The sequence below is a fragment of the Ramlibacter albus genome (assembly GCF_014297445.1).
GTDB classification, from domain to species: domain Bacteria; phylum Pseudomonadota; class Gammaproteobacteria; order Burkholderiales; family Burkholderiaceae_C; genus Ramlibacter; species Ramlibacter albus.
The window spans coordinates 1242350-1255340 of the sequence record NZ_JACORU010000001.1; the positions used below are offsets into that span (position 1 = coordinate 1242350).

Consider the following 12991-nt stretch of genomic DNA (forward strand, 5'->3'; position numbering starts at 1 on the left):
AGCGCGTGCGCTTGCGAAACGTCAACGACGCGCCGGGGTGGGCGCTCCTATGCTTGCGGCGCCATGCAGCCCGACCGCCCGGAACCCGCGCCGCCCGTGCGGCACCTGCTCGCGCGGCTGGCCGCGGTGATGCAGGTGCCCGTGCTCGCTGCCTGCGTGGCGCTCTTCGTGATCCAGTGGGACAACCAGATGGACCACGCGCGCGAGGAGATGCGCACCACCACGAGCGCGATCGCCGCGAAACTGCGCGAGCGCTTCGCGGCCATCGAGCGCCGCATGGACAAGCTCGCGGCCGAGGTCCCGCCCGGCGACGACCCGCAGGCGCTGGCCGAGTTCCACGCCAAGGCCAGCCGCGTCGCGCGCGAGCTGGAGGTGGAGGTGATCGTGCTGGTGCGGCCCGACGGCCAGCAGGTCGTCAACACGCGGGTGCCGTTCGGCTCGCCGCTGCCGCATTCGCCCGAGGGGATGCTCAAGGCCGTGCGCACAGGGCGGCCGGCCGTGAGCGACCTGGCCGTCGCGCCGGTCGCGAAGGTCCACGCCGCCGGGCTGAGCGTGCCCGTGATCCGCGACGGCCACATCGCGTACGGCCTCAACGCCGGCCTGGAGCACACCAACTTCCGCCGGCTGCTGGACACCGTGGCGCTGCCCGAGGGCTGGTCGGCCTGCATCGCGGACACCCGACGTACGGTCGTCGCGCATCGCGGCGGCGGCCGGGAACGGCCGGTGGGCCAGGCCTACCCGCACGTGCAGCCCGGCACGGACACCGCCGGCGACCACGGGCCCTTCGATGTGGAGGAGGGCGGCTCGCCGGCCCAGGTGTTCTCCCGCGTGTCGGCGTCCACGGGCTGGTCCTCGCACGTGACCGTGCCGCACAGCGTGCTGTACGCGCCGCTGCGCCACGCCGCCGCGGAGCTGGCGCTGGCACTGGCGGTGGTCTTCCTGCTGAGCATGTGGGGCGCGACGCGGGTGGCGCGGCGCATCGCGCAATCCGTCGAGCGGCTGGGCGAGATGGCGCGCAGCTTCCCGGCACCCGCCGGCGTGCACCTGCCGGCGCGCAGTTTCCGCGAAGCGGACGAAGTGGCCAGCGCGCTGGCCGACTCCGCGTGCAAGCTGGCGGAGTCGGGCGACGCCCTGCGGCGCAGCGAGCAGCGGCTGCAGACGATCCTGCAGACGGCGAGCAGCGCGATCATCGTCACCGACGAGGCGCACCAGGTGGTGGTGTTCAATGCCGCGGCGGAAGCGATCTTCGGGCACTGCGCGCAGGACATGCTCGGGCGTTGCGCCTCGGAGTTGTTCGCGCCGCGCACCTGGGCGCGCCTGACGCAGACGTGCCGGGCCGGGCGCGAAGGTGCCACCGAGAACAAGCCGATCCCCTGCGTGGGCACGCGCGCGGGCGGCGCGCACTTCCCGGCGGAGATGCTGTTCTCCTCCTTCATCGACAGCGACGATTCCAGCTACTGCACGCTGATCGTGCGGGACGTGACGCAGCGCGTGCGCGACCAGCGCGACCTGCGCGCCGCGCGCGACGAGCTCAGGCGCGTCAACGAGAACTTCCAGCGGACGCTGCTCAAGGAGATGGACTCGCAGCTGGCCGCGATCGCGCGCGAGCTGCACGACGCCGTGGCGTCCTCGCTCGCGGGCGTGGCGCTCGTGGCCGCGGGCGCGAAGGTGGCCACCGTCGACCGCCCGCGCGTGGTCGACATGCTGGAGAAGATCCAGCAGCAGGTGCAGCAGGCGGCGCAGAAGGTGCGCCAGGTGTCGCGTGGGCTGATGCCGGCCGGCGAGGAGGCAGGCGCGCTGGTGCCGGCGCTGGAGCGGCTCGCCACCGAGATGTCCGCCACGGGCGGCATCGACGTCAGCTTCCTCTCTCGCGGGATGTTCGGCGACGTGCCCGCGACCACGAGCGGCCACGTGTACCGCATCGCGCAGGAGGCGATCGCCAATGCGCTGCGCCACGGCGGGGCGACGCGTGTGCGCGTCACGCTCGCGGGCACGGGCGGCGCGTACCGGCTCGTGGTCGCCGACGACGGCATGGGCTGCGACCTCGCGCGGCAGGCCGGCTCGGCGTCCGGCATCGGCCTGCGCTCGATCCGCGCACGCGCCGCCGCCATCGACGGCAAGGCCGTGCTGCGCGGCGCGCCCGGCCGCGGCTGCCGCGTCGGCGTCTGCTGGCCGGCGGCGACACGGCCTTGATGCGCTAGCAGCCCGGCTGCACGCCGAACTTGCGCAGGATGATCTCCAGCGGGCACCACTTCGTCACGGAGCTCTGCAGCAGGTTCGCGCCGACGAACGCCGTGAACGCGAGCCACCACGTGCTCATGAAGAGCGGGCTGCCGGGGACGCCCAGCGCGAGCGAGACGAGGATGAAAGTGCCCGCGGCCATGCGGACGATCTGCCAGGAAGTCATGCGAGTGCTCCTTCGTCGAGGGGAACCAGTGCGGCGCGGCGCAGCGCCATGTAGTGCAGCAGCGGGATCACCACCAGCGTGAGCAGCGTGCTCACGAGGATCCCGAAGATGAGCGAGACGGCCAGGCCGTTGAAGATGGGGTCGTCGAGGATGAAGAAGGCGCCGGCCATCGCGGCCACGCCGGTCAGCAGGATGGGCTGCGCTCGCGCGGTCGCGGAGCGCACCACGGCATCGGCCAGCGGCACACCCTGCGCCACCTGCAGGTTGATGAAGTCCACCAGCAGGATCGAGTTGCGCACGATGATGCCGGCCAGCGCGATCATGCCGATCATGCTGGTGGCGGTGAACTGCGCGCCGAGCAGCGCATGGCCCGGCATCACGCCGATCACGGTCAACGGGATCGGCGCCATGATCACCAGGGGCGTGAGGTACGACGCGAACTGGCCGACCACCAGCAGGTAGATCAGCACCAGCCCCACGGCATACGCCGCACCCATGTCGCGGAAGGTCTCGTACGTCACCTGCCACTCGCCGTCCCACTTGATCGCGTACTCGCGGTACGCGTCTGAGGGCTGGCGGATGAAGTACTCGGCCAGGCCGCCACCGTTCGGCGCCTTGAGCTTCGCAAGCTCCTCGCGCATGGCGAACATGCCGTACAGCGGGCTGTCCACGGCCCCGGCCATGTTGCCCACCACGTAGCTCACCGGCAGCAGGTCCTTGTGGTACGCCGGCTGCTCGCGCAGCGTGTCGCTCACGGTGACGAGCTCGCGCACCGGTACGAGCCGGCCGCTCGCGCCGCGCACCGCCAGCTGCAGCAGCGCGTCGATGTCGCCATGGGCCTCGGCGGGCAACTGCAGCACGGCCGCCGCCGGGTACTTGCTTTCGTCGCGCAGGTACGCCGCCGCTTCGCCGGCGAGGCCGGCACGCAGGGTCGACACGATGGCCTGCTGCTGCACGCCGGCCGCCGCGGCCTTGCGCCGGTCCACCAGCAGCAGCTTGCGCGGCGCCGCGGCGATGCTGCTGTCGTCCACGTCGGTGACGCCGGCCGTCTTCTCGAAGACGTTGCGCACGGCCTTCGCCACGGTGCGGCGGCCTTGCGCGTCGGGCCCGTAGATCTCGGCCACGATCGGCGCCAGCACGGGCGGGCCCGGCGGCACTTCCACCACCTTCACGTTGGCGCCGTGGCGCGCGGCCACCGCGCGCAGAAGCGGGCGCAGGCGCGTGGCGATGTCGTGGCTCTGCTGCTGGCGTGCATGCTTGTCGACAAGGTTGACCTGGATGTCGCCCACCTCGCCGCCCGCGCGCAGGTAGTACTGACGCACGAGGCCGTTGAAGTTGATCGGCGACGCGGTGCCCGCGTACGCCTGGTAATCGGTGACTTCCGGCTGGCGCGCAAGCACGCTGCCCAGTTCGCGCAGCACGGCCGCCGTGCGCTCCACGGGCGTGCCGGCCGGCATGTCCACCACCACCTGCAGCTCCGACTTGTTGTCGAAGGGCAGCATCTTGAGCACCACGAGGCCGAGCGCCGGCAGCGCCACGGAGACCGCGATGGCGGCCGCGACACCCAGCCCCACGAGCCGTCGCCTGCCGGCGCCATGCCGCTCGTCGAGCAGCGGCCGGAACGCGCGCTCGAACAACGGCGCGAGTTTCGTGGCGAGCGTGGGGGCGTGCCCGTGTACGGGCTTCATCCACAACCGCGCCAGCCACGGCGTGACGACGAACGCGATCGCCAGCGACAGCAGCATGCCCATGCTGGCGTTGATCGGGATCGGCGCCATGTACGGGCCCATCAGGCCGCTGACGAAAGCCATCGGCAGCAGCGCCGCGATGACGGTGAAAGTGGCAAGGATCGTCGGCCCGCCCACCTCGGCCACGGCACCGGGGATCAGCTCGCGCAGCGGCGTGCCCGGGTGCAGGGCCTGGTGGCGATGGATGTTCTCCACGACGACGATGGCGTCATCCACCAGGATGCCGATGGAGAAGATCAGCGCGAAGAGCGACACCCGGTTGAGCGTGAAGCCCCAGGCCCACGACGCGAACAGCGTCGCGGTGAGCGTGAGCACCACGGCCGCGCCCACGATCGCGGCTTCGCGGCGCCCGAGCGTGAAGAACACCAGCGCCACCACCGACGCGGTGGCGAACAGCAGCTTCTGGATCAGCTTCTGGGCCTTGTCGTTGGCGGTGGCGCCGTAGTTGCGCGTCTGGGCCACACCTACGCCCTGCGGGATGACGGTGTTGCGCAGTTCGTCCATGCGCTTCGTCACCGCCTCGGCGACGGCGATGGCGTTCTCACCGGGCTTCTTGGTGATGGCGAGCGTCACGGCCGGCGATTCGGCGGCATTCGAGCCGGTGGTGCCGTGCCACACATACCGTTGCGCGGGCAGCGCGCCGTCGCGCACGTTGGCCACTTCCTGCAAATACACGGGGCGGTTGCCGCGCACGCCCACCACGAGTTCGGCGATGTCCTTCGCGTCGCGCAGGAACGGCCCGGCCTCCAGCGCCACGGCGTGGTTGCCGCCCAGCAGGTCGCCCACCGGCGCACCCTGGTTGGCCGATTGCAGCGCCTGGCGCAGGTCGCCGACCGAGATGCCGGTGGCGGCCATGCGCGCCGGGTCCAACTCCACCACGATGCCGCGGCCGGGGCCGCCGATGGTGGTGACGTCGCGCGTGCCGGGCACGCGCTTGAGTTCCGCTTCGAGGCTATGGGCGACGCGCTCGAGGTCGAAGGAACCCAGCGCGCCGTCCTTGGCGTGCAGCGTGAGCGCCACGATCGGCACGTCGTCGATGCCCTTGGGCTTGACGATTGGCTCGCCGGTGCCCAGGCCCGCGGGCAGCCAGTCGGCGTTGGAGTGGATCGTGTCGTAGAGGCGCACCAGTGCCTCGGTGCGCGGCACGCCCACCTTGAATTGCACGGTGACCACGGCCACGCCCGGCCGCGACACGGACACCACATGCTCGGTGCCCTGGATGCGCGACAGCACCTGCTCGGCGGGTGTGGCAACCATCTGCTCCACGTCGGCCACGGCCGCGCCGGGGAACGGGATGATGACGTCGGCCATCGTGACGTTGATCTGCGGCTCCTCCTCGCGCGGCGTGACGAGCACCGCGAAAGCGCCCAGCAGCAAGGCCACGAGCGCGAGCAGCGGCGTGATGGGCGCGGCCTGGAAGAAGGCGGCGATGCGCCCCGAAAAACCGAGTTGCGGTTGCGGCATCCCGGCCTCCTCAGCGCGCGCTCGCGGCGGCCTGCGGGTCGAGCGCGACGCGCTCGCCGGCCGACAGGCCCGCGAGCACTTCGACGCGGTCGCCTTCCGCGCGGCCGAGCCGCACCTGGCGAAGCAGCGGCTGGCCCTTGTCCCCGATCACGTACACGGCGGTGAGCTCGGCGCGGCGCACGACGGACTGCACCGGCACGAACACGCGCGCCGACGCGGCGTCGGCTGCCGGCAGCCACACGCGGGCGAACATGCCGGGTGCGACCGGCGTGCCCTCGGGCAGGTCGAGCCGCAACTCCTGCGTGTGGGTCGCCGCGTCGACGGCGGGAAGCAGTTGCATGTGCACGGGCACGATGCGGCCGGCGCTGGTGGCAGGCAGATCCACCGCAGGCAGCGCCTGCTTCGGCAGCGACGCCGCCACGCTTTGCGGGACCGCGGCGCTCACGCGCATGGCGGCAGGGTCGTGCAAGGTGACGAGCGGCCGGCCGGGCATCGCCATGTCGCCGAGCACGACGGACACCTCCGACACCACGCCGGCATAGGGCGCGCGGATCGCATAGAAATCGGCCTGCGTACGCGCGGCGCCGGCCGTGGCGAGCTGCGCCGCCGCTTCGGCCTGCGCGGTCTTGAACTGCGCCTCGGCGCGCTCGAACGCGGCCTGGCTGATGAACTTCTGCTGCAGCAGCTGCTGCTGCCGCTCGTACTCGCGCCGGGCCGCGTCGAGCGCCGCGCCGGCCGCGCGCACCTGCGCCGCACCCGCGGCGGCGGACTGCTCGGCCGCGCGCGCGTCCAGCCGCACCAGCAGCTGCCCGGCCTTGACCGCATCGCCCGCCTTCACCTCCAGCGCAACCACGGCACCGGCGACTTGTGCAGCCAGCACGGTTTGCCGCACGGCCTGCACCACGCCGTCGTACGCCGCCAGCCCGGGCTGGGCCGCGGGCCGCACCTGGATGCTCGCGGGCGCGGGGCCGTCGGGCACGGTCTGCGGGCCCGGGCCACGCGAGGCCAGCAGGACCCAGGCGCCCGCGCCCACGACGGCTGCCGTGAGCAGCAGCATGCCCGCTGCGCGCAGGTTGAAGGTCGTGCGGGGTGTCATCGAAGTGCCTGCCTCATCCATCCTGTCTTGCATTATTTGCGTAATCACGTAAATAGTCAAGTGAGCACGAATTGGATAGAATCCGCGCCATGGAAGGTCTCACCCCCGAAGCACTGCAGCACGTCGCCACGTATTTCCAGGCGCTGGCCGAGCCCATGCGCCTGCGGCTGCTCAACGAGCTGCGCACGGGCGAGCGCAACGTGGGCGAGCTCGCCGAGGCGGCGGGCACGTCGATGGCCAACGTGTCGCGCCATCTTTCCTTCCTGACGCAGCGCGGCATGGTGGAACGCGAGACGCGCGGAACGGCGGCGTACTACCGCATCGCCGACCCGGCCGTCTACAAGCTGTGCGACATCGTGTGCGGCAGCATCGCGCGCGTGCACGAGCGGCAGGCGCTGGGCGCGGCCGCGTTCGCGCGTGCGGGGCGGCGTCGTTCAAAATGACGCCGAACATGCTGCGCTACCTCACCGTCCCCGTCACCGCCTTCCAGCAGAACTGCTCCATCGTCTACGACGACGCCACCAAACAGGCCGCGATCATCGACCCCGGCGGCGACGTCGAGACGCTCAAGGCCGCCGCGCAGGAGCTCGGCGTGAAGATCGAGCAGATCTGGCTCACGCACACGCACATCGACCACGCCGGCGCCACGGCCACGCTCGCACGCGAGCTCGGCATCCCCATCGTCGGCCCGCACCCGGCGGACCAGTTCTGGATCGACCTGCTGCCGCAGCAAAGCGCGATGTTCGGCTTCCCGCAGGCCGAGCGCTTCACGCCCACGCGCTGGCTGCACGACGGCGACACGGTGGAGCTGGCGGGCTACACGCTCGACGTGCGGCACTGCCCGGGCCACACGCCGGGCCACGTCGTCTTTCATTCACGCGAGATGAAGCGGGCGTTCGTGGGTGACGTGCTCTTCGCCGGCAGCATCGGCCGCACCGACTTCCCGCAGGGCGACCACGCGACGCTGATCGCCAGCATCACGCAACGCCTGTGGCCGATGGGCGACGACACCGTGTTCATCCCGGGCCACGGGCCGGAGAGCACCTTCGGCGCGGAGCGGCGCAGCAACCCGTACGTGCGCGGGACCTGATCGGGCGGAAGGTTTCTTCACGCGCGCGAACGCGCGGGTGCGGCGCGGCTCCAGCAGGAGATGAAGAACCTGCTCGCCCACTCCGCCCTGGCCAAGGCGCTGACGCTGCTCGTGCTCGTCCTGCTGGCCGCGCTGCCGCTCGGCTCCATCGGCAGCCTGATCGAGGAGCGCGGCGCGAGCCGCCAGCAGGCAGTGGATGAACTCGCTTCCACCTACGCAAGGCCGCAGACGGTCGCCGTGCCGTTCATCGTGTTCCCGTACACCGAGCGGTGGACCGAAGAGAAGGCGGGCGAGAAGGAGAAGTCCATGCTCGTGCCGCGCATCAAGCGGTCGGCGCAGTTCGTGTTCCCGGAGACGTCGGCGCTGGAGGGGCGGCTTGCGCCCGAGCAGCGGCACCGCGGGATCTTCAGCGTGATGTTCTATGGGCTGGAGGCGTCGTGGACCGGCCGGTTCGCGAAGTTCGACCCGTCGGCGCTGCCGCGCACCGAGCGCAACTCCACCATCGAGCCGATGGCGCCGTACCTCGCTTTCGCGGTGAAGGACGTGCGTGGCCTGCAGGGCCGGCCCGCGCTCTCGCTGGGCGGCACGTCGATGACCTGGCAGCCGCGCGTACCGGACGTCGACGAGGCCGCGCTGGGCGGCATCCACGCACCCTTGCCGCCCGAGCTGCTGAAGGCGTGGCAGGACAAGGGCACGCTCGACTACGCGCTCAACTTCACGCTCGTGGGCCAGGAGCGGCTCTTCGTCGTGCCGCTGGCGGACGACAACAAGGCGCACATCGCATCGACGTGGCCGCATCCCGGTTTCGGCGGCAAGTTCCTGGCCGCACGGCGCGAAGTGGGTGCCGCCGGCTTCGACGCGCAGTGGGCCGTGTCGTCCCTCGCCAGCAGCGCTCGCTCGCAGTTCCTGCAGGCGCGCAGCGGCAAGGCGACCGAGCCGCCCGACACCTTCGGCGTCACGCTGCTGGAGCCGCTGAACGTGTACTCCCTCACCAACCGCGCCATCAAGTACGGCCTGCTGTTCGTCGCGCTCACGCTCGCCGCGGCCTACATGTTCGAGCTGTTCAAGGATCTGCGGCTGCACCCGATCCAGTACGCGCTGGTGGCGCTGGCGATCTCCGTGTTCTTCCTGCTGCTGCTCGCCCTGTCCGAGAAGATTCCGTTTGCGTGGGCGTATGGGCTCGCCGCGGGTGCGAGCAGTGCGCTGCTCACGATCTACTTCGGCGCGGTGCTGCGCGGCTGGCGGCGCGGGCTGGGGCTCGGCGGCTATGTCGCGCTGCTGTACGCGGCGCTGTATGGGCTGCTCTCGTCGGAAGACAGTGCGCTGCTGCTCGGCTCGCTGCTGCTCTTCGGCCTGCTCGCCCTCTTCATGGTCGGCACGCGCCGGGTGGACTGGTATGCCCTCGGCGCGAGGCCGTCCGTCAGCGATGCGCGATAGCCTGCTCGTACAGCCCGCGCACGCGCGGGATGTTCATCTGCAGGTTGCGCATGCGGTCGGGCCCGGTGGGGTGGCTGGAGATGAAGGCCGGCCCGCCCCCGCCGCCCGAGGCGCGCGCCATCTTGTCCCAAAGCGTGATCGAGGCGTCCGGGTTGTAGCCGGCGCGCGCGGCCAGCTCCAGCCCCACGAGGTCCGCCTCGTTCTCGTCGTCGCGGCTGTATTTCAGCGACAGCAGCTGCGTGCCGATGTTCGCGGCCAGGTCGCCGATCTGCCCGAGCCCCAGCACCTGCGCGGCAATGGAAGCGACGGTGCCGGTGATCTGCGTCTTGGCGATGCGCGCGCGCGCATGCTCGCGCAGCGCGTGGGCCATCTCGTGGCCCATCACCATCGCCGTCTCGTCGTCCGTGAGCTGCAGCTTGGTGAGCAGCCCGCTGAAGAAGGCGATCTTGCCGCCGGGCATGCAGAACGCGTTGATCGAGTTGCTGCCGATCAGGTTCACCTCCCAGCGCCATTGCCCGGCGCGCGGGTTCCAGCGGCCCGCCTGCGGGATCAGGCGCTGGGCGATGTGCCGCAGCCTTTGCAATTGCGGGTGGCTCTCCCCCGCCAGCGCACCCTTGGCGCGCGCCTGCTCGAGCAATTGCGTGTACTGCTGGGCAGCGGCGACTTCCAGCTCCTGCGCCGGCACGAGGCTGCGGGCGCGTGAGGGGCCGCCTACGTCCACTTGCGCCAGGACGGGCGCCGACGCGGCCGCGCCTGCGGCCAGAATGAAGCCGCGCCGGGTCCACGCGGACGTCTTGGAAAGGCAGAGCTGGCACATGGCCCAATAATAGTGACGAACAACACAAACACCATGTCGGATTCCGTCGCGACCCCCCCTCGGAGCGAACCTGCACCGCCGAAGAAGAAGCGCTCCGTCCTCGACGTGCTGCGCGGCCTGCGCCAGCCCAAGGTGGCCGTGATGCTGGCCCTGGGCTTCTCGTCCGGGCTGCCCTTCCTGCTCACCGCCAACACGTTCGGCTACTGGCTGCGCGACGAGGGCACCAGCCTCAAGGCGATCGGCTTCATCTCCTGGGTCGGCTTCGCGTACGCGTTCAAGGTGTACTGGTCGCCGCTCGTCGACCGCATGGACATCCCGCTGTTCGGCCGGCTGGGGCGGCGGCGCGGCTGGATGCTGTTCTGCCAGCTCCTCGTGGCCGTCGGCCTGCTCGCCATGTCGTTCTTCGGCGTGAAGGCGGGGCTCGGGGTCATCGGCGCGTTCGCATTGCTCGTGGCTTTCGCATCGGCCACGCAGGACATCGCCATCGACGCCTGGCGCATCGAAGCGGCGTCGGACTCCGACGAGGTGGGCATGCTCACCTCCGCCGCGCAACTGGGCTACCGCATCGCGCTGCTCGTCACCGACGCGGCGATCATCGCGGCCGCCGAGCGCGTCGGTTGGTCCCTCTCGTATGTGGCGATGGCGGTGCTGATGACGATCGGCGTCGTCGCCACCTTCTTCGCGTTCGAGCCGCAGCGGGCGGACGAGGTGCTGCACGCCAAGCCGCCGCTGTGGAGCCGGCGCGGGCTCGTCGACGCGCTCATCGGCCCCTTCGTGGACTTCTTCCGCAAGCACAAGTCCACCGGCCTCGTGATCCTGCTGATGGTCGCGCTGTACCGCCTGCCCGACTTCATCATGGGCCCGATGTACAACCCGTACTACCACGACCTGGGCATCTCCAAGGACACGGTGGCGCTGGTGCGGGGTTCGTTCGGGCTGGTCGCGACTTTCCTCGGCCTGGGCGCCGCCGGCCTCACCGTGCTGCGCATCGGCATGATGCCCACGCTGGTGGTCGGGCTCATCCTCGAAGGCCTCGGTACCGCGGCGTTCGCGCTGCTCGCGCTGCATGCCGGCGACGTGATGTTCGCCGCCGTGATGTCGCTCGATGCTTTCGCGCAGGCTTTCGCCGGCGTGGCGCTCGTCACCTACATGTCCAGCCTGACGAGCCTGGGCTACACCGCCACGCAGTACGCGATGCTGTCGTCCACCTACGCGCTGCTGGGCAAGTTCCTCAAGGGCTTCTCCGGCGTTGCCATCGATGCGATGACGCCGACGTACGGGCTGATCGGGTCCTATGCGACGGCGTTCATTGCCACGGGGCTCACGGCCATACCGCCGCTGCTGCTGATCGCGCTGCTGTGGCGCATGCACGGGCGCACGGGGTCGGCGCAGGCCTGATCAGGCGAACCGTCGCGCGAGTGCCGCGCGCTGCACCTTGCCCAGCGCGGTTTTGGGCAAGGCGTCGACGAAGTACCACTTGCGAGGGATCTTGAAGCGCGCGAGCTGCCCTTCGAGGTGGAGCCTCAGTGCGCCTTCGGTGCAGGGCACCTTCGCGACGATGGCGACTGCCACTGCTTCGCCCCATCGCTCGTCGGGCACGCCGAAGGCCGCGCACTCGGCGACGGCGGGGTGCTGGGCCAGCACCAGCTCGATCTCCGCCGGGTGGATGTTCTCGCCGCCGGAGATGATCAGCTCCTTCGCGCGGCCGACGATTGTGTAGCTGCCGTCGGCTGCCTGCACGGCGAGGTCGCCGGTGGCGAACCAGCCGTCGGCATCGAGCGCGGGCACGTCGGGCCAGTAGCGCGCCACGATGTTCGGCGCGCGCAGCAGCACCTCGCCGCCTTCACCCAGCTTCGCCTCGACACCCTGCGCGGGCCAGCCGCACGAGCCGACGTGCGTGCGCGCGTGCGTGGGGCCGAGCGCGATGGAGAACGGGCCCGTCTCGGTGGCGCCGTAGACGTTGCACAGCGGTACGCCGCGTGCGTGGAAAGCTTCGACGAGTGCTGTCGGTATGAGGCTGGAGCCGGCCCAGACGGCGCGCAGCGACGAGAGATCCGTGCTTGCCCATCGAGGATGCTCCACCAGCGCCTTCATCGTCGCGGGCACCTGCAGCGTGAGCGTCGGTCGCAAGCCGGCGATGGCCCCAAGCGTCTCGCCCGGGTCGAACTTCGCGTGCAGCACCACCTCGGCGCCTGCGTACAGCGCGGGCAGAGTCTGGATGCAGAGGCCGCCGACGTGGAACAGCGGCAGCACGGTCAGGACGCGGTCGTGCGGCGACAGCTCCTGCGACGCCGCGGCGATCGCCATGTTGGCGAGCAGGTTGGCCTGCGTGTGGACGGCGAGCTTGGGGCCGCCCGTCGTGCCTGACGTGGACACCAGCAGCACCGGCGAATCGGCCTTGCCGTCCGTCGGTGCATCGGATGCGGGCGGTGCGGCCATCAGTTCGTCGACGCAGTGGCTGGCGAGCGAGTTGCGCTGCGCGAGCGCCTTCGCGGCCTCGGCCCAGGTGATGTCGTGCACCACGCAAACGGGCTTGCAGTCCGCAAGCAACCGGTCCCATTCGCCCGGCGCCAGCCGGTAGTTCAGCGGCACAAGCACCGCGCCCAGGCGCGCCAGCGCGAACAGCAGTACCAGCTCGCCCGGATGGCTCGCCCCGAGCCACGCCACGCGGTCGCCGCTGCGCACGTGCCAATCCTGCGCGAGCAAGCGCGTGGCGGCCACGATGCGGCGAGCAAGATCGCCATAGCTCAGCCGCTCGCCCTCGAACAGCAGCGCCGTCTGTCCGGGTGACTCCAGCGCATGCCGCGCCACCACCTCGGCCAACGACACCTCACCCGCGAAAACAGGGACACCCATTTACCTAACTTTACGCCCGGTTCAATGGTGCTCGGCCGCGGTCCCCCAACATGGGGATCAACTCATTAACATTGGA

10 protein-coding genes are annotated in these 12991 nt (G+C 70.8%); 5 read left to right on the forward strand and 5 right to left on the reverse strand.

Annotated features, from left to right (window positions below; all coding sequences use genetic code 11):
* Nucleotides 1-63: 63 nt before the first annotated feature.
* Nucleotides 64-2193, forward strand: a complete 2130-nt coding sequence (locus H8R02_RS05740) for a sensor histidine kinase (RefSeq protein WP_187080355.1) — start codon at nt 64-66, stop codon at nt 2191-2193.
* Nucleotides 2194-2197: 4 nt separating this feature from the next.
* Here the strand turns inward: H8R02_RS05740 and H8R02_RS05745 are convergent, their stop codons facing one another.
* The 3 genes from H8R02_RS05745 to H8R02_RS05755 are packed head-to-tail and all read right to left on the reverse strand — an operon-like array spanning nt 2198 to nt 6715.
* On the reverse strand, nt 2198-2407 hold the full coding sequence (locus tag H8R02_RS05745; protein ID WP_187080356.1) for a YgaP family membrane protein: 210 nt from the start codon (nt 2405-2407) through the stop codon (nt 2198-2200).
* Complete coding sequence (locus H8R02_RS05750; RefSeq protein ID WP_187080357.1) at nt 2404-5619, reverse strand: efflux RND transporter permease subunit; 3216 nt, start codon at nt 5617-5619, stop codon at nt 2404-2406. The genes H8R02_RS05745 and H8R02_RS05750 overlap by 4 nt, the downstream gene beginning before the upstream one ends.
* Before the next feature lie 10 nt (nt 5620-5629).
* Nucleotides 5630-6715 carry an efflux RND transporter periplasmic adaptor subunit gene (locus H8R02_RS05755; RefSeq protein ID WP_187080358.1) on the reverse strand — a complete coding sequence of 362 codons (1086 nt, stop codon included), beginning with the start codon at nt 6713-6715 and terminating at the stop codon, nt 5630-5632.
* An 89-nt stretch (nt 6716-6804) separates the two neighbouring features.
* Between H8R02_RS05755 and H8R02_RS05760 the strand changes: the two genes are divergently transcribed.
* Genes H8R02_RS05760 through creD form a run of 3 tightly spaced genes read left to right on the forward strand, consistent with a single transcriptional unit; the run spans nt 6805 to nt 9242 of the window.
* Nucleotides 6805-7158, forward strand: a complete 354-nt coding sequence (locus H8R02_RS05760) for an ArsR/SmtB family transcription factor (protein WP_187080359.1) — start codon at nt 6805-6807, stop codon at nt 7156-7158.
* 8 nt (nt 7159-7166) lie between these two features.
* Nucleotides 7167-7805 carry an MBL fold metallo-hydrolase gene (locus tag H8R02_RS05765; protein ID WP_187080360.1) on the forward strand — a complete coding sequence of 213 codons (639 nt, stop codon included), beginning with the start codon at nt 7167-7169 and terminating at the stop codon, nt 7803-7805.
* Between the two features lie 60 nt (nt 7806-7865).
* Complete coding sequence (gene creD, locus H8R02_RS05770; RefSeq protein WP_187080361.1) at nt 7866-9242, forward strand: cell envelope integrity protein CreD; 1377 nt, start codon at nt 7866-7868, stop codon at nt 9240-9242.
* Here creD and H8R02_RS05775 read toward each other — a convergent pair.
* Entirely contained in the window at nt 9226-10059 is an 834-nt protein-coding gene (locus H8R02_RS05775; RefSeq protein ID WP_187080362.1) for a M48 family metallopeptidase, read from the reverse strand. The genes creD and H8R02_RS05775 overlap by 17 nt on opposite strands.
* 33 nt (nt 10060-10092) lie before the next feature.
* Here H8R02_RS05775 and H8R02_RS05780 point away from each other — a divergent pair, with 33 nt between their 5' ends.
* The gene (locus tag H8R02_RS05780; protein WP_187080363.1) at nt 10093-11457 is read left to right on the forward strand and encodes an AmpG family muropeptide MFS transporter; all 1365 of its coding nucleotides are present in this window, start codon (nt 10093-10095) and stop codon (nt 11455-11457) included.
* Here the strand turns inward: H8R02_RS05780 and H8R02_RS05785 are convergent, their stop codons facing one another.
* Nucleotides 11458-12915, reverse strand: a complete 1458-nt coding sequence (locus H8R02_RS05785) for a class I adenylate-forming enzyme family protein (RefSeq protein ID WP_187080364.1) — start codon at nt 12913-12915, stop codon at nt 11458-11460.
* Nucleotides 12916-12991 lie beyond the last annotated feature (76 nt).

What these genes read in the sequence shown, in the direction of transcription:
- H8R02_RS05740 (WP_187080355.1), top strand. Translation starts at nt 64, where the DNA reads ATGCAGCCCGACCGCCCGGAACCCGCGCCGCCCGTGCGGCACCTGCTC.
- H8R02_RS05745 (WP_187080356.1), bottom strand. Translation starts at nt 2,407, where the DNA reads ATGACTTCCTGGCAGATCGTCCGCATGGCCGCGGGCACTTTCATCCTC.
- H8R02_RS05750 (WP_187080357.1), bottom strand. Translation starts at nt 5,619, where the DNA reads ATGCCGCAACCGCAACTCGGTTTTTCGGGGCGCATCGCCGCCTTCTTC.
- H8R02_RS05755 (WP_187080358.1), bottom strand. Translation starts at nt 6,715, where the DNA reads ATGACACCCCGCACGACCTTCAACCTGCGCGCAGCGGGCATGCTGCTG.
- H8R02_RS05760 (WP_187080359.1), top strand. Translation starts at nt 6,805, where the DNA reads ATGGAAGGTCTCACCCCCGAAGCACTGCAGCACGTCGCCACGTATTTC.
- H8R02_RS05765 (WP_187080360.1), top strand. Translation starts at nt 7,167, where the DNA reads ATGCTGCGCTACCTCACCGTCCCCGTCACCGCCTTCCAGCAGAACTGC.
- creD (WP_187080361.1), top strand. Translation starts at nt 7,866, where the DNA reads ATGAAGAACCTGCTCGCCCACTCCGCCCTGGCCAAGGCGCTGACGCTG.
- H8R02_RS05775 (WP_187080362.1), bottom strand. Translation starts at nt 10,059, where the DNA reads ATGTGCCAGCTCTGCCTTTCCAAGACGTCCGCGTGGACCCGGCGCGGC.
- H8R02_RS05780 (WP_187080363.1), top strand. Translation starts at nt 10,093, where the DNA reads ATGTCGGATTCCGTCGCGACCCCCCCTCGGAGCGAACCTGCACCGCCG.
- H8R02_RS05785 (WP_187080364.1), bottom strand. Translation starts at nt 12,915, where the DNA reads ATGGGTGTCCCTGTTTTCGCGGGTGAGGTGTCGTTGGCCGAGGTGGTG.